This is a genomic window from Novosphingobium sp. SG751A (assembly GCF_013149295.1).
GTDB lineage: Bacteria > Pseudomonadota > Alphaproteobacteria > Sphingomonadales > Sphingomonadaceae > Novosphingobium.
This window is the reverse complement of record NZ_JABGCB010000007.1, coordinates 178,205-193,107: the sequence shown is the minus strand read 5'-3', so window position 1 is coordinate 193,107 and position 14,903 is coordinate 178,205. Positions and strand designations below refer to the sequence as shown.

The 14,903-nt window shown below is 64.5% G+C and carries 14 protein-coding genes; 7 read left to right on the top strand and 7 right to left on the bottom strand.

Annotated features, from left to right (window positions below; translation table 11 throughout):
• Nucleotides 1-106 precede the first annotated feature (106 nt).
• Together secE and nusG are read left to right on the top strand one after the other, a co-directional pair.
• Nucleotides 107-313 carry a preprotein translocase subunit SecE gene (secE, locus tag FHW96_RS11485; RefSeq protein WP_172340703.1) on the top strand — a complete coding sequence of 69 codons (207 nt, stop codon included), beginning with the start codon at nt 107-109 and terminating at the stop codon, nt 311-313.
• A 24-nt stretch (nt 314-337) separates the two neighbouring features.
• Nucleotides 338-874: a transcription termination/antitermination protein NusG gene (nusG, locus tag FHW96_RS11480; RefSeq protein ID WP_172340702.1), complete on the top strand. Its 537-nt coding sequence runs from the start codon at nt 338-340 to the stop codon at nt 872-874.
• 307 nt (nt 875-1,181) lie between these two features.
• Here nusG and nadA read toward each other — a convergent pair whose 3' ends face one another.
• The 5 genes from nadA to FHW96_RS11455 form a co-directional block, all read right to left on the bottom strand.
• Entirely contained in the window at nt 1,182-2,168 is a 987-nt protein-coding gene (gene nadA, locus FHW96_RS11475; protein WP_172340701.1) for a quinolinate synthase NadA, read from the bottom strand.
• Nucleotides 2,169-2,246: 78 nt separating this feature from the next.
• Nucleotides 2,247-2,978 (bottom strand): hypothetical protein, encoded by a 732-nt coding sequence (locus FHW96_RS11470; RefSeq protein WP_172340700.1) that lies wholly within the window; start codon nt 2,976-2,978, stop codon nt 2,247-2,249.
• Nucleotides 2,979-3,045: 67 nt separating this feature from the next.
• Nucleotides 3,046-3,921 carry an MBL fold metallo-hydrolase gene (locus tag FHW96_RS11465; protein WP_172340699.1) on the bottom strand — a complete coding sequence of 292 codons (876 nt, stop codon included), beginning with the start codon at nt 3,919-3,921 and terminating at the stop codon, nt 3,046-3,048.
• Nucleotides 3,922-3,968: 47 nt separating this feature from the next.
• On the bottom strand, nt 3,969-4,430 hold the full coding sequence (locus FHW96_RS11460; protein ID WP_172340698.1) for a DUF1465 family protein: 462 nt from the start codon (nt 4,428-4,430) through the stop codon (nt 3,969-3,971).
• Between the two features lie 176 nt (nt 4,431-4,606).
• Complete coding sequence (locus tag FHW96_RS11455) at nt 4,607-4,804, bottom strand: DUF465 domain-containing protein (protein ID WP_172340697.1); 198 nt, start codon at nt 4,802-4,804, stop codon at nt 4,607-4,609.
• 269 nt (nt 4,805-5,073) lie between these two features.
• On the opposite strand from FHW96_RS11455, the gene FHW96_RS26735 reads away from it, so the two are divergent.
• The 5 genes from FHW96_RS26735 (at nt 5,074) to tilS (ending at nt 11,140) form a co-directional block, all read left to right on the top strand.
• Nucleotides 5,074-5,397 (top strand): YdcH family protein, encoded by a 324-nt coding sequence (locus FHW96_RS26735; RefSeq protein ID WP_371815694.1) that lies wholly within the window; start codon nt 5,074-5,076, stop codon nt 5,395-5,397.
• Between the two features lie 255 nt (nt 5,398-5,652).
• The gene (gene ptsP / locus FHW96_RS11445) at nt 5,653-7,956 is read left to right on the top strand and encodes a phosphoenolpyruvate--protein phosphotransferase (protein ID WP_172340695.1); all 2,304 of its coding nucleotides are present in this window, start codon (nt 5,653-5,655) and stop codon (nt 7,954-7,956) included.
• Nucleotides 7,957-8,117: 161 nt separating this feature from the next.
• A complete protein-coding gene (locus FHW96_RS11440; protein ID WP_172340694.1) occupies nt 8,118-9,113 on the top strand; it encodes a helix-turn-helix domain-containing protein in 996 nt (331 codons plus the stop codon).
• Nucleotides 9,114-9,221: 108 nt separating this feature from the next.
• The gene (locus FHW96_RS11435; RefSeq protein ID WP_253950886.1) at nt 9,222-10,196 is read left to right on the top strand and encodes a tol-pal system YbgF family protein; all 975 of its coding nucleotides are present in this window, start codon (nt 9,222-9,224) and stop codon (nt 10,194-10,196) included.
• Nucleotides 10,187-11,140: a tRNA lysidine(34) synthetase TilS gene (tilS, locus tag FHW96_RS11430; RefSeq protein WP_371815693.1), complete on the top strand. Its 954-nt coding sequence runs from the start codon at nt 10,187-10,189 to the stop codon at nt 11,138-11,140. The genes FHW96_RS11435 and tilS overlap by 10 nt, the downstream gene beginning before the upstream one ends.
• A 12-nt stretch (nt 11,141-11,152) precedes the next feature.
• Here tilS and FHW96_RS11425 read toward each other — a convergent pair whose 3' ends face one another.
• The gene (locus FHW96_RS11425; protein ID WP_172340693.1) at nt 11,153-11,935 is read right to left on the bottom strand and encodes a L,D-transpeptidase family protein; all 783 of its coding nucleotides are present in this window, start codon (nt 11,933-11,935) and stop codon (nt 11,153-11,155) included.
• A 130-nt stretch (nt 11,936-12,065) separates the two neighbouring features.
• Nucleotides 12,066-14,834, bottom strand: coding sequence for a phosphoenolpyruvate carboxylase (locus FHW96_RS11420; RefSeq protein ID WP_172340692.1), 2,769 nt, complete (start codon nt 14,832-14,834; stop codon nt 12,066-12,068).
• Nucleotides 14,835-14,903 lie beyond the last annotated feature (69 nt).

The window sequence follows — 14,903 nt, the reverse complement described above, 5'->3', positions numbered from 1 at the left end:
TATCTCCCGACATCGGAGCCTTGCAAAGCCCCTCCCGGACCTGATCCGGGGCGGCGCGGCGGCAATGGTTCAAGAGGTTTCGGGCATTGTTCGAGGAATCGCGTCGATGGAAGATAAGAAGCCCAAGGTCTCTCCCGGAGAGTTCTTCAACCAGGTCAAGGTTGAGGCGCGCAAGGTGGTGTGGCCGAGCCGTCAGGAAACCATTCAGACCGGCATCTTTGTCGGCATCCTGATGCTGATCCTCGCGATCTTCTTCCTCGGCGTCGATTCGCTCTTCGGCTACATCGTGCGCACGCTGCTGTCGCTCGCCTGAATAAACGCATAGGAACTGTAAGATATGGCCCGCTGGTATATCATCCACGCCTATTCCGGCTTTGAAAACAAGGTCAAAGAGGCCATTCAGGCCGAAGCCGAACGCCTTGGCCTCTCGCAGCTGGTCGAGCAGATCGAAGTGCCCTCCGAGCAGGTCACCGAAGTCAAGCGCGGCAAGAAGGTTCAGGTCGAGCGCAAGACCATGCCCGGCTATGTGCTGGCCAAGCTGACCATGAATGACGATGTGTATCACCTCGTCAAGAACACCGCCAAGGTCACCGGCTTCCTTGGCCACAACGGCAAGCCGCAGGCGATTTCTGAACGCGACGCGGCCCGCTATTTCGGCCACCGCGAAATCGTCGCCACCACGGTCAAGAAGCACGTTTCGGTCGATTTCGAAATCGGCGATTCGGTCAAGGTTTTGGACGGTCCCTTCAACAGCTTCACCGGTATCGTCGAAGAGCTGGATTTCGACAAGAACCGCGTCAAGGTCTCGGTGTCGATCTTTGGCCGCGCGACGCCTGTCGAGCTGGACTTCGAGCATGTCGAACTGGTGAAGTAAGTTTCGCCGGATTGATGCGAAAAAGGGCGGGGTTTCCCTGCCCTTTTTTGTGTTCTCAGAAGGGTAGTTGAAGATGCGAGGGTCTAGACCCTCGCGCTCCCGCTACTGTCTGCGTTGCGTATGGGGTTCGGCCAATGGGTGTCGGACGCAGCGTCAGAAATGATAAAGCCTGCGGCGCATCTGGCGTAACTCCGCCGCGCCGCAGGCTTTCAAACCCTCGCGCAAAACCCGGCATTGCCGACCTTGCCCCCCCCCAATAACGGGATTGCAAAGGGACGAGTCCCTTTGCCCGCCGGAGGCAAAATCCTTACCTTGCCCCCAAATCCCCCATACCCACAGTACCCGAAGCCATGCCCAGCATCCGGTCGAGGCTTTCTTTGGCCTTGAGCCTCAGCCCTTCCTCGATCTCGATCCGCGGCGTCAGGTCGCGCAGGGAGATGTAGAGCTTTTCCATCGTGTTGAGCGCCATATAGGGGCAGATATTGCAGTTGCAGTTGCCATCGGCCCCGGGCGCGCCGATGAAGGTCTTGCCCGGGATGGCCAGCTGCATCTGGTGGATGATGTGCGGCTCGGTGGCGACGATCAGCGTGTCGGCGTCGATGGTCTTGGCATAGTTGAGGATGCCGCTGGTGGACCCCACATAGTCGGCGTGATCGACGATGGTGGGCGGGCATTCGGGGTGGGCGGCGATGGGCGCGCCGGGGTGCTGGGCTTTCAGCTTGAGCAATTCGGTTTCCGAAAAGGCCTCATGCACGATGCACACGCCGGGCCACAGCAACATTTCGCGGTCGAACTTGCGCGAGAGATAGCCGCCAAGGTGGCGGTCGGGGCCAAAGATGATCTTCTGATCGCGCGGGATCTGCGAGAGGATCTTTTCCGCCGAGGAAGAGGTGACGATGATGTCGGAGAGCGCCTTCACCTCGGTCGAGCAGTTGATATAGGTGATGGCGATATGGTCGGGATGCGCCTCGCGGAAAGCCTTGAACTTTTCGGGCGGGCAGGCATCCTCAAGGCTGCAACCGGCGTTGACGTCGGGCAGGATCACCGTCTTTTGGGGCGAAAGGATCTTGGCCACTTCGGCCATGAATTTGACGCCGCAAAAAGCGATGACATCGGCGTCCGTTTCGGCCGCCTTGCGCGACAGCTCCAGCGAATCGCCCACGAAATCGGCAATGTCCTGCAATTCCGGCTTTTGATAATAATGCGCGAGGATGACCGCGTTCTTTTCCTTGCGGAGGCGGTCGATTTCGGCGCGCAGGTCAAGACCGGCGAGGCTGGCGCTCTGGGCAGTCATAATCACATCCCCTTGGGGTTCATTGGCTTTGCCGCCCAGATAGGGAGCATTGCGCAAGACCCCAAGGGAAATCTGCAATTATTGCCCCAGATCACCGGCCAGCGTGATGATCGGCGCGCTTTGTGCCAGCAGCGCGGTCAGGATATGGAGCGCCATATTGCTGCTGGCGCCCAGCATGGTGGCCGGGTGGATATGTCCCATCTGGCGCTGGTCATGGCGGGCCAGCAGCGCAAAGGGCACCATTTCGACCGTCATGCTCAGCCATTCGCCATTCGACCCCAGCAAGGGCATCGGCAAAAGCCGCCCCAGCGCCGGATCGAGCAACAGGACATTGGCGGCCATAATCAGGCGCGCATGCCACGCCGTTTCACGCCGCCGCAGCACCGCCAGCAGGATCAGCGCGGGAAAGCCCAGCAGGAAACAGGCGTTGAGCGCCAGAAAATAGGCGGGCGTGAAGAAGGGCGGCACCAGTTGCCCGCTGATCGCGGCATGCAGCGTTATGCCCCCCACCAGCGGAATGGCCGCGATATAAGCCAGCGCCAGCCACCCCATCCGCCGATGCAGCGCCAGTGTCGGCGCCGAGAGGCGCGCGGCCAGTTGTGTCTGGACCACCGCCAGCGTCAGCCAACTGAGCATAAGCGCGCCATGGACATGGAACCAGAGCGGGACGTGGCGATAATCCACCCGCCCCAGCGCGGCAAACTGGCCAAAGCCAAGCACGATGATCAGCGCAAGACCGATGGTCATGCGGGCAAAGAATTGACGGTCACGGTAAAGCAGAGCGGCAGGCGAGGTCGGCGAATAGGCCATGATTGTTCCCCTCCACGTGTGTTGCCCGAATATTACACCAGGCGAGGGGGCCATGCAAGATGGCGGCTCAGCCTGCCAGTATCCAGAGATCCTCGTCCGCCTGAGCCACCAGATCGCGCCTTTGCAGGTCGATCAGATGGGCCAGCACCGAGCGCCCCGCCGCTCGGTGCAACCGAACGTCCAGCCCCGGATACATCTGCGCCACCATGATCTCGATCGAACTGGCCCCGGTTTCCAGCAGGCGCAGTATCTGGCGTTCGCGCATGCGGCGGTGGCCGATCATGCCGCGCACCATCTGTTGGGGCTTGTCGATCTGCGGGCCATGGGCGGGGTAATAGACCCGGTCGCCCCGTTCATAGAGCTTGTCGAGGCTGATCATATAGTCGCTCATATCGCCATCAGGGGGCGAGACGACCGTGGTGGACCAGCCCATCACATGATCGCCGGTAAACAGCGCTCCGCTTTCGATCAGGGCAAAGCACAGGTGGTTGCTGGTATGGCCAGGCGTGGCCACGGTCATCAGCGTGGCCGAGGGCAGGCGCACCAGATCGCCATCGGCCAGCACCGTGTCGGGCGCATAGGATGTGTCAAAGGCAGCGTCGGCGCGCGGTCCATCATCCTCCAGCGTCAGGGCTGCGCAGCCGATGATCGGCGCGCCCGTGGCGGCCGCCAGCGGGGCGGCGCCCGGCGAATGGTCGCGGTGCGTATGGGTGCACATGATCGCCAGCACCGGCGCATCGCCAATGGCGCTCATCAGCGCGTCAATATGCTCGGCATCGTCCGGCCCCGGATCGATCACCGCCAGCCCGCGCGCATCGCCCACCAGATAGGTCTGCGTGCCGGTAAAGGTAAACGGGCTGGGGTTATTGGCCAGCATGCGCCGGACGAGCGGTTCGAGTCGCTCGGTCTCGCCGGTGGGCCATGGGCGCGGGGGCATGTTCATGAGCCAAGCCTATGCCGCTTTGCCCGCCCTGTGTCGAGGGAAAGGCCTCAGGCCACCGCGCTGCCCAGTCGTGCGCGCAACTGGTCGATGGCGCGCGGGGCGCCGGGGGCCACCTCGCGCCAGCCCCGATCGATGCGCAGCAGGCGTGCGTAGAACTCCTCGGTCGCGGCGATCAGCTTGCGGATTTGGGGGCTGAGCAGGAGCAGCCTTTCAGGATCGGCAGCAGGAAAATCGGGGGCCAGACGGCCATAGCGGCGCAATTGGAATTCGGACAGTTCGCCCATGAAATAGGCGCGATGATTGAGCAACCAGGCCACCGCATGCATCATGCGCGTTGTCGTGCGCAAAGCCTCACAAGAGAGCGCGATGCGGGGGGCATCCTCATGCGTCCCGGTTTCTTCGATACGCCCCGACAGGTCGAAGGCAGCGCGCACTTCGTCCGAGAGGACCAGTGCCTCGCAATAGAGCCCCTCGACGATTCGGGGATTGATGTTGCTGGTGTGCTTCATGATGAAATTGGTTAATCAAATATTAGCGCTTGCTGCAATGTCATTAGGGGCTAGCCCTGATCCCGATTTGGGACATTCCCGGTTTTGGACATTAATCCGGCCGGCAATGGAACGCGCAAGGCGCCCCCCCCTAAGGCAAGGGCGGGGCAAAAACCGCTGTCGCTTGAAAACCGCCTTCAGGCGATGATGTCGGGAATCAGGTAATCCTCGATCAGCGAGATCTGATCCTTGAGCTTGAGCTTGCGCTTCTTGAGCCGGGCAAGCTGCATCTGATCGCCCGCGCCCGAAAGGGTCAGCGCATCAATGGCGGCGTCCAGATCGCGATGCTCGATCCTGAGCGCATCGAGTTTCTTGCGCAGTTCCTCTTCGGTCACCAAAACTTGCTCCCGCCAAGGGTATCTTGCCGCTTGCGTCATGCTCTAATCGCGCGCGCGCCATGGGGCAAGGGGCCAGCGCGGACTGCGGTGAAATGAGTTTGGCGCACGGGTCGTCGAGGCTCAAAAACAATTTGCCGCGCTCATAAACGGCTTACCTAAAATTGTCATATTCGGGGCTTCGCAAGCGGGTCAAAGTATGTTTCTTTGAGCGTCTGATCGATGGAAATGACGCGATTCGAACATGGCCGCAGGAGGCATGTCGCGTCATGCCCCGATCGGGCGGGCGTCTGCAGCCGTCCGCAAATAGGGGGGTAGCCGGTGGCACCCACCACACGGTTTCCCTGATCGGACCTTCGCATGGGGCCGGATCAGGGGGCCGCGCTGGCGCGGAGGTCACTTTCAATGGCTTTATGGCCTATGGAGGAGAGTCCAAAATGGAAGCATCCCACATCAACGCCCTGCACAACAAACACGCCGGTCTTGAACGCCGGATTGCCGAAGAACTCAAGAGTCCCCACCCCGACCCGGTAACGCTTCAGGCGCTTAAGCGCCACAAGCTGCGGATCCGCGACCAGATCGCGCACCATTGATGCAGCATGGCGTGCAGCATGAGGGCGAGGCTTAGCCTGCCGGCTGAACGCTGAAATCCCGACCATCCGAGATCAACCCGGCCCGATCCGGCCTATTGCGCTGGATCGGGCCTTTGCATGAGCTTTTGCGTTATACTTTTGGGCGAAGCGTATTTCGGCCCGTTTTTGCGTGAAACAGGGCGCAAAAAGCAGGGTTAGCGCAAAAATAGGGGCGGGCGCATTTGCAAAGACGCATGTTTGGTCTAACCCCCTTTCATGACCACTGCACCTCTCGGCCCGACCTCGAATTCCAGCGCGGTGGCGGCCGCGCGCACAATCCTGACGCGCCTGCATGAGGTGATGGCCTCGCGCAGCCACGCGCAGGCCAAACTGAACACCGTGGTCGAGGTGATCGGCGCCAGTCTGGATAGCGAGGTCTGCTCGATCTATCTGCTGCGCGAAGGGATGCTCGAACTTTTCGCCACGCGGGGTCTGGCGCAGGAAGCCGTCCACGTCACCCGCATGGCGATTGGCGAGGGGCTTGTCGGCACCATCGCCTCTCGCGCCGAAACGCTCAATCTGGCCGAGGCGACCGCGCATCCGGACTTCTCGTATCGCCCCGAAACGGGCGAGGACAAGTTTCACTCTTTTGCGGGTGTGCCCATCGTACGGCGCGAACGCTGCGTGGGGGTGGTCTGCGTGCAGCATGTCGATCCGCGCCGCTATGAAGAGGTCGAGATCGAGGCGCTTCAGACCGTCGCCATGGTCCTGTCCGAACTGATCGCCAACGCTGATCTGGTGGACGAGGAGGAGGCCGCAGGCCTTGCCGCCGCCCAGACCGGCCCCGAACAACTGCGCGGCCTCACGCTGGTCAAGGGACTGGCCAGCGGGGTTGCCGTCTATCACCAGCCGCGCATCACCATTGAGCATATCGTGGCCGAGGACACCGAGGCCGAGCGCCAGCGCGTATACCTCGCCTTTGACAAGATGCGCGAGCAGATCGACCGCATGGCGTCACAGGCCGAATTCGGCAGCGGGGGCGAGCATGAGGAGGTTTTGGAAACCTATCGCATGTTCGCCTATGACGAAGGATGGAGCCGCCGGATCAACGAGGCGATCGACAGCGGCCTGACCGCCGAGGCCGCCATTGAGCGTGTCCAGCAGCGCACCCGGATGCGGATGCGCCAGATCGACGATCCCTTGCTGGCCGACCGGATGCACGATCTGGAGGATCTGGCCAACCGCCTGCTGCGCATCGTTTCGGGCCAGTTGGGCACCGCGGCCAGCGCGGGCCTGCGTCAGGATGCGATCCTGATCGCGCGCAATCTTGGCCCAGCCGAACTGCTCGAATATGACAAGCGGCGCTTGAAGGGCGTGATCCTTGAGGAAGGCTCGCTGACCGCGCATGTGGTGATCGTTGCCCGGGCGATGGGCATTCCGGTGCTGGGCCGCGTGAAGAGCTTGCGGGGCAAGGTGCGCGAGGGCGATCCGATCCTGCTCGATGCCGATTCGGCGCTGGCCTTTGCCCGGCCCACGCGCGACATGATGATCGGCTTTGACGAGCGCTATGCCAAGAATCGCGAAAAGCAGGCCAAATATGCCGCGCTGCGCGATGTTGTGCCGATCACGCTGGATGGCGAACGGATTGCGGTCAACATCAACGCTGGCCTGCGCGAGGACATGCCCAATCTGCAACTGACCGGAGCGGATGGCGTGGGCCTTTACCGCACCGAGTTTCAGTTCCTCGTTTCGGCCACTTTGCCCAACCGCGAGCGCCAGACGCGGCTTTATCGCGAGGTGCTGGAATCGGCGGGCAACAAGCCGGTGGTGTTCCGCACGGTCGATATCGGCGGCGACAAGAGCCTGCCCTATCTGCGCCATGACGAGGATGGCGAAGAGGAGAACCCGGCGATGGGCTGGCGCGCGCTGCGTCTGGCTCTCGAACGCGACAGCCTGCTCAAGGTTCAGGCCCGCGCGCTGTTGGAGGCCTCGGCCGGCCGGGTGCTTCAGGTGATGTTCCCGATGATTTCCGAACCATGGGAATTTGACGCGGCCAAGGCGGTGTTCGAGGGGCAGCTGGCCCATCTGCGCAAACTGGGCAAGACCCCGCCCGAAGCGGTCAAATATGGCGCGATGCTCGAAGTGCCCGCTCTGGCCGAGGTGCTGGACATCCTGCTGCCCAAACTCTCGTTCCTGTCGATCGGCACGAATGACCTGACGCAATTCCTGTTTGCCGCCGACCGCTCGAACCCCAAACTGGCCGAGCGTTATGACTGGCTTTCTCCGGCGATCCTGCGCTTTGTCCGTCGCATCGCCGTGGCCGGCCATGCGCATAATGTGCCGATGACGGTCTGCGGCGAAATGGGCGGGCGCCAGTTGGAGGCGCTGGCGCTGTTGGGCATAGGCATCCGCCGCCTGTCGATCACGCCGGCGGGCGTGGCGCCGATCAAGGATATGGTCCGCCGCGTCAATCTGGCCGAAATCAGCGCGGCGATGGCGGGCTGGCTGGCCCATCCGCCCGTCAGCCTGCGCGAGGAAATGACCGCATGGGCGGCCCAGCGGGGGCTGATCGGGGACTGAACGGGCGAATTAACAGGCTGTTACGCGTCGACGCATCGATATCTTTGCGTAATCGGGCGCAATATGCCTGTTAACCGGCGCAATGACCTGTCAAGCCTGTTGACTTTCCAGAGCTTCCAGCGTTGTGTCCGGCGCGGGCCGCAAAGGATTTCGGGATCGCCATGAGCGTAGATGAGTCAGAATTCGCTTCTCCAACCAGCGGCCAGCCCGCCAGCGCGGGCCAGCGGCTGGCCGCCGCGCGTGAGGCGGCGGGACTGACTCTGGCGGAACTGTCGGCCCGGACCAAGATTTCCGAACGCCATCTGGGCGCGCTGGAAACCGGCGATTTTGCCGCTCTGCCGGGCCGCACCTATGTTTTCGGCTTTACCCGCACCTTTGCCAAGAGCGTCGGGCTGGACCCGGCCACGTTGGTTGATGCGATGGGCCGCGATTATTCGCGCGCCGCGCCCGAACCCGAAGTGCCCGCCTCGCCCGCCTTTGCGCCGGGCGATCCGGCGCGCGTGCCCTCTTCGCGCTTTGCCTGGATGGCCGGTTTCGTGCTGCTGGTGGCGGCCATCGGCGGCTTCATCTGGTGGCAGAACAATTCCAGATCGACCGACAGCCTGCCCTCGCTGATCCCCGACGAAGTGCCCAGCGCCGTGCCCAGCCAGGCCGCGTCGGCCGCGCCCAGCGAGGCGCCCAGCGCAGAAGCATCGAGCGCGCCCACCGGCCCCGTCGTGCTGACCGCGCAGATGGACAAGCTGTGGATCAAGGTTTCGGACGCCGACGGCAAGCAGTTGGTGCAAAAGCAACTGGCGATGGGTGAGACCTATACGCTGCCCGAGGATGCCAAGGACCCGCGCGTGTGGACCGGCCGCCCCGACAAGCTGGCGATCACTGTGGGCGGTCAGGACGTGCCCCCGATCAGCAAGACGCCTGAGATCGTCAAGAATGTGCCGATCTCGGCCAAGGCTTTGCTGGAGCGTGGCCAACCTGCCCCCGCCGCAACGCCAGCGGCCGGGCTGATCCCCGGCGCGGCCAATGCGCCCGTTGCAGCTCCGTCGCCCGTTGCGGCCCCGCGCCCGTTGCGCCATTTCCCGCGCCCCCGGCCCGCGCCGACGGCTGATGCGCAAGCTGCACCTGCCGCACCCGCCACGCCATCCACCGTTACGCCTTAACCCGCACTCGACAGCAGGGGGTGGCTTGCGGCACTGTGCATTTGGGGCATGGAACAACCGATGATCTGGGCCGCCCGTGATCGGGCGCGCCGTGGGAGTTGAAGAAAGATGATGTATAAGCAGCGGATCAGGCTGGCTGGCGTGGCGCTGGCAGCGCTGCTCTGGACGGGCAGCGCCATTCCGGCGCAGGCGCAGGAAGGCACGGCAGGCGAAATCCGCATGCGCAAGCTGGAGGCCGAGGTCCGGGCCCTGCAACGGCAGGTGTTCCCCGGTGGCGATACCAAGCTGTTCGGCCAGCAGGCGCCCAATCCGGCGCCCGGCGCGGCCCCGGCCGCTGCGGCCGAGGCTCCCGCCGCGCCGCCCGCCAATACGGCGCTGACCGATATTCTGGCGCGCCTTTCGGCGGTGGAATCGCAAAATGCCCGCCTGACCGCGCAGGTTGAGGAATTGACCAACCACGTTCACCAGCTTGAAGGCGCCCGCCCGGCGGCCAATGCCCCGGTCGAACAGGGCGCCGCTGTGGCTGCGCCCGAGCCGGCCCCGCCAGCCGTGGCCGAACCGGCCCCCGCGCCGCGCCCCGTGGTCAAGCCTGCGCCCGCCCCGGCTCCGGTCGCTGCGCCGGTGGTCAAGCCTGCGCCCGCGCCTGCCAGCCGCGTCACGGCGGTCAAGGCTATCACCAAGCCTTCGACCGGCGATGCAGGCGAGGATGAATATTCCTATGGCTACAAGCTGTGGGAGGCCAAGTTCTTCCCCGAGGCGCAGCAGCAGCTCAAGCTCTATCTGGACCAGTATCCCAAGCATAAGCGCGTGAGCTATGCGCGCAACCTGCTGGGCCGCGCCTATCTGGACGATGGCAAGCCGCGCGATGCGGCCCCGTGGTTCCTCCAGAACTATCAGAGCGACAAGAAGGGCGCTCGCGCGTCCGACAGCCTGCTCTATCTGTCCGAGGCGATGATCGAGCTTAAGGACATCAATCGCGCCTGTATCGCTCTGGGCGAATTTGCCGATGGCTATCCGGCGGATGCGGGCGGGCGCTTGAAATCGGCCTATGACGGCATTCGCGCCAAGGTGAAGTGCAACTGATCGCGGATCGTTTCACACAGAGTCTGGCGCAGGTCTGGCCCGAGGGCGCGCGTGATCCGAGCTTGAAGCTGGGGATCGCGGTGTCCGGCGGGCCGGATTCGCTTGGACTGCTGCTGTTGGCGGCGGCGGCGCGGCCCGGCGGGGTCTGCGCGGCCACGGTCGATCATGGGCTGCGCGCGGAAAGCGCGGATGAGGCGGCGCAGGTGGCGGCGGTGTGTCGCGATCTGGGCCTGGCGCATGAGGTGCTGAGCGTTTCGGTCGAGCCGGGCAATGTGCAATCCGAGGCCCGCGCCGCGCGCTATGCTGCTCTGGCCGACTGGATGGCACGCGAGGGCGTGGCGGCGCTGGCCACGGCTCATCATGCCGACGATCAGGCCGAGACGCTGGTGATGCGCCTGAACCGCGCCAGTGGGGTCGCGGGCCTTGCCGGGGTGCGCGAGCGCGGCTGGGTGCCGGGAGCCGAGCATTTGCTGATCCGCCCGGTGCTGGGCTGGCGGCGGGCCGAATTGGCCGCTGTGGTGGCCAGTGCCGGATTAAACGCGGCCGATGATCCCTCGAACCGCAACACCGCCTTTGACCGCGTGCGCGTGCGTCAGGCGTTGGCGGGGGCGGACTGGCTGGATGTGGGCGCATGGGCGCGCAGTGCGGAAAACCTGGCCGATGCCGATGCCGCGCTCGATTGGGCGGCGGACCGGGAATATGGGGCGTGGGTGGTGCGCGAAGGGCTGGGGGTGAATTATCGTCCCGCCGCGCCGCGCGCGATTGCCATGCGCGTCATCGCCCGGATTGTTGAAGAGATCGACGGCCATGCCCCGCGCGGCAATGCCGTGGCCCGCGCCTTTGACAGTCTGCTGGCGCGCCAGCCTGTGTCGATCGGCGATGTGGTGGCCCGGCCTGGTCCGGGCGTGTGGAGCTTTATGAAGGCCCGCCCTCGTCGTGTTTAGTGGGCGCCGGGCTTAATCCACCAGAGCGTCGCCCAGACCCACCTGCTTGCCCCGTGTGATATACACCTTGTCGCCAATATGGGCTTCGCCAAACACCTTGCGGGCGAAATCCAGCGGGACGCCGATGCAGCCATGGCTGGCAAAGCCATTGCGTACATTGGTGGCATGGATCGTGATGCCGTCATCGGTCAACCGCATCATATAGGGCATGGGCGCGTCATAGAGGTTTGAGACGTGGTCCTTGTCCTTCTGGCTGATCGGAAAGGTGCCGGTGGGGGTCGGCTTTTCCTGCGTGCCCAGCAGGACAGCGGTGGCGCCGATTTCAAACCCGTTGCGGAAGACCGAGAGCACCCGCGCCTCCAGGTCAACCGTGATGACCAGCGGGCCGGGCGGCACACCATCCTCGTCCCATGCCCATTGGCCATATTTGATCGGCCCGGAAATCGGCAGGATGCGGCGGATGACAAAGCGGCGGTCGGTGGGCGATTGCGTGGCCATGGGCATCACGCCGCCGCCCTTGCCGGGGTTACGCGTGCCGATGGTGGTGGCGGGCGTGTCGAAGCTGACCCCTTGCGCCGAGGCATAGGGATCGATGCCGAGCGCGATCTGATGCGCCAGTTGCGGGCGCGCGGCGATCACGACATCGCGGGGCAGATGGGCGGTGCCGCTCCGTTCATCTGCCTCGATCAGCGCGAGGCCCGCCAGCACCGCCAGCCCCAGCCCGCCCGTGATGATCAGCGCGCGCGGAGCCAGAAACCGGTCGGCGGCAGGGGAGAGATGGGCGCCGGTGGGCATGATGAGGCAGACTCGCAGGCAAGGTTAAACGCTATGGTTAAAGATGCGTTACCTTGTGCCGGAGCGCCAGAGGTCTGTGAAGCCTGTATCAGGATGGGACGGATTTGCGCCCGCCCCATCCGATCACATTTTACCCATGCGCGCCAAATTCATTGGCAATCGCCGTGCCGATGCGCAGGGCAAGGCCATAGGCGCGCTCGATCGGCTCGATATAATCGCTGCGGATGACGCCATAGCCATGGGCGGCATCGTCGGGGTAATCGGCCGGCTCATCTACCCGGAAATCATCGAGGCTGGGGAAGCTGGTGGGGAAGGCGCGGCGCAATTGCGCCAGCGCTTCGTCGATGCGCAGCGTAAACACCATTTCCAGCACGTCCTCGCGCGCGATGTCATTGGCGCGGCTGAATTGCGGCACCATGACCACGCGCAGGAACATATGCTGGAACAGCGCCAGACGCAGCGCCTGAAGCACACCTATCATCCGGCGCGTATGTTCGCGGTCGGGCAGGGGCGCCTCGTCGGGGATCAGCGAGAGCAGGCGGTGGAGCTTCAAAGCATCGACCCGCAGGCGCGTCGAGAGGCGGCGGAACACGCCCGCCCGATCATCGCCCGTCAGATATTCGGCCAGCGCGAGGCAGCCCTCGGAAATATGATCCTCATGCCCGCGATAGGGGCGGCTGGCCCAATAGGCGCTGTTGAACAGTTCGCCAAAGGCCGTCATCGTCTTGATGCTGGCCAGCGCATTGGCGGCGCGCACCAGACGCACGATCTGGCGCCCGCGTTCGGATGAACGCAGAAGATTGGCCAGTTCCTCGTAATTGCCCTCGGCCGCGCTGCCTGCGCCTGCGATGATGTTCACCGGATAGCCGAGCTGTTGCAGCACCGCATTATGCGGGATCGCGCGGATCTGGCGCAAAGACATCGTGCGGTCGGAGGACACGTCGCTCTGGCGGCGGCTCTTGCGGCTGCCGGTGTCGTTCAGCAGGCCAAGGCCGAAGGCGGTCAGCGCGCGGCTGTAGGTGGCGCTGGCCAGATGGCCCTGCTGAACCCGCCGGATCGCGCGGTAGAAGTCGAGGGACAGGTCTGTGCGGCGATAGAACGGATCGGTCGGCGCATAGGGGTCGGTTTCGGCAGGCGCCAGCTCGATAAAGCGCGTGAGCGTGGCCAAGGCCAGTTCATCGCTGCCAAAGAAGAGATAGCCGTCGCCGCCCTGAAAGCTGACTTCCGGTTCAAGCCGGATGCCCGCCCGCACGAAACGGCGCCGCGCCCATGGCGAGAGCGGCCAAGCCAGACGATCCGCCATCGAGGCCGGATGCGCGCCGCGCCCCATGCTTTCGCCATGGGTGTTGAAAATCAGCGCGGAGACGTCCGAAAGCTGGTTGGCAGTCATCGCCTCGGCAAGGCGGCCCTGAAGGCGCTCGATGGCCAGCGCGGCGGGGATCTGGCCCACAAAGCGCCCGGCGTCCGAAAAGCCGGTCTGGATCGACACACGCCCGCGCCCGCGCGCATATGCGCGATAGGCCGGTTCGGCCAGCAGCGCGTCGAGGAAACGCCCACCATGCTCAAGCGCGGTTTCCGTCTCGAACAGGGGCGAGACATCCACCTTGTCCTCGATCCCGAACAGCTTGGCGAAATAGAGCGCGGCCAGCATCGTGGTGGGCTGTTCGCATTCGGCCACCAGCATGCGGATCGGCGTGTCGGCGTCCACATGGTGCAGGATCTGCGCCATGGTCAGGAACAGGCGGATCGCGGTGCTGTTTTCAATCGCCAGCGCGGCGAAATTGCTGCGCAGCACCTTGGCCGTGGCCAGCAGCTCGCGCATCTTGACCAGGGCTGCCTGGCTGGCCAGATCGAGGCGGCCATCAGGATCGATGCGGCGACGGATGGCGTTCTGAAGCTGGCTGGAGTTGACGCGGAAATGCACCCAGCCCATGCCCAGCCCATCGGCCTGCATCGCGGCCACCGTGGTCAGCAGCACCTCGGCCATATCGTCGGGGGCCGTGGCGGCCAGCGTTTCCAGCTCGGCAATGATGCCCGACAGGCTGGTCATCTTGGCCGGATGATCCCCGGTCAGCGTGTTGGCGGCCTCCGACAGGGTGGCCGGGTCCTTCATGTCGCGGGCAAAGAGCGCGGCCATTTCCTCGGCGCGCTCGGCCCCGGCCAGCAGGCGCGTGGCAATATCGGGCGCGGCCTCGGCCAGATCGGCGGCATAGGCAGAGAGGCGCTGGGCCTTTTCCATCAGGCGATAGCGGATGCAGGTGTTCCACCCGATGTCCGTCCGCCCGTCCATGTCATAGCCCACCCACGAGGCAAAGCGGATCGGCATCGGGCGCAGCGCCCGCCATTGCTGGGGCCAGCGGGCGCGGGCGGTGTTGAACAGGGTCTGGGTGATCTTGGCCCGCGCGGTATGCCCGCGCGCGATGGCGGCCAGCGCGGCGTCATGCTCGGTGTCCAGCGTGATCGTGTCGCGCGCCGCCGTGGCTGCGCAGGTGGCCGGGCCGAAATCGCCCTGGCTGGCCGCATGGGCCACTGTCGCGGTCTGGGCCTTGTTCAGCAGGAAGGTGGGATGCGCGGTGAACACGATATGGGCGGCCGGGCGGCCCCAGCGCGTGGCGAAAGCGGCAAAATCGCCCGCCTCGGCATGGCCCTTCACGCGGGCGATATTGGCCTCCGGCTCGACCGGTTCGAGCAGGCGATGCAGCCGCCGGGCCCGTGCCTGAAGCCCTTCGCATTCCAGCTCGGCCACCATCGCCTCGACCTTGTCGAGGCCAAGCTCGCCGCTTTCAATCTGGCGCGAGAGTTCGAGGGAGAGCTGAAACACCGGGTTGAACAGCGGGGTTTCTTCGGTCGTCGCGTGCAAATCCTGCAAACGCTGCGAAAGGGCGGCAATCTGGCTCATCTTTATGGACACTCCCGTCGGGCGCTGTGGCCCATGTGCTGGCGGCCTGCTTTGCCTCTCCTGCCCTTA

Bases quoted from the DNA above. Each gene is read 5' to 3' on its own strand.
- secE (WP_172340703.1), top strand. From the start codon at position 107: ATGGAAGATAAGAAGCCCAAGGTCTCTCCCGGAGAGTTCTTCAACCAG.
- nusG (WP_172340702.1), top strand. From the start codon at position 338: ATGGCCCGCTGGTATATCATCCACGCCTATTCCGGCTTTGAAAACAAG.
- nadA (WP_172340701.1), bottom strand. From the start codon at position 2,168: ATGACTGCCCAGAGCGCCAGCCTCGCCGGTCTTGACCTGCGCGCCGAA.
- FHW96_RS11470 (WP_172340700.1), bottom strand. From the start codon at position 2,978: ATGGCCTATTCGCCGACCTCGCCTGCCGCTCTGCTTTACCGTGACCGT.
- FHW96_RS11465 (WP_172340699.1), bottom strand. From the start codon at position 3,921: ATGAACATGCCCCCGCGCCCATGGCCCACCGGCGAGACCGAGCGACTC.
- FHW96_RS11460 (WP_172340698.1), bottom strand. From the start codon at position 4,430: ATGAAGCACACCAGCAACATCAATCCCCGAATCGTCGAGGGGCTCTAT.
- FHW96_RS26735 (WP_371815694.1), top strand. From the start codon at position 5,074: ATGCCCCGATCGGGCGGGCGTCTGCAGCCGTCCGCAAATAGGGGGGTA.
- ptsP (WP_172340695.1), top strand. From the start codon at position 5,653: ATGACCACTGCACCTCTCGGCCCGACCTCGAATTCCAGCGCGGTGGCG.
- FHW96_RS11440 (WP_172340694.1), top strand. From the start codon at position 8,118: ATGAGCGTAGATGAGTCAGAATTCGCTTCTCCAACCAGCGGCCAGCCC.
- FHW96_RS11435 (WP_253950886.1), top strand. From the start codon at position 9,222: ATGATGTATAAGCAGCGGATCAGGCTGGCTGGCGTGGCGCTGGCAGCG.
- FHW96_RS11425 (WP_172340693.1), bottom strand. From the start codon at position 11,935: ATGCCCACCGGCGCCCATCTCTCCCCTGCCGCCGACCGGTTTCTGGCT.
- FHW96_RS11420 (WP_172340692.1), bottom strand. From the start codon at position 14,834: ATGAGCCAGATTGCCGCCCTTTCGCAGCGTTTGCAGGATTTGCACGCG.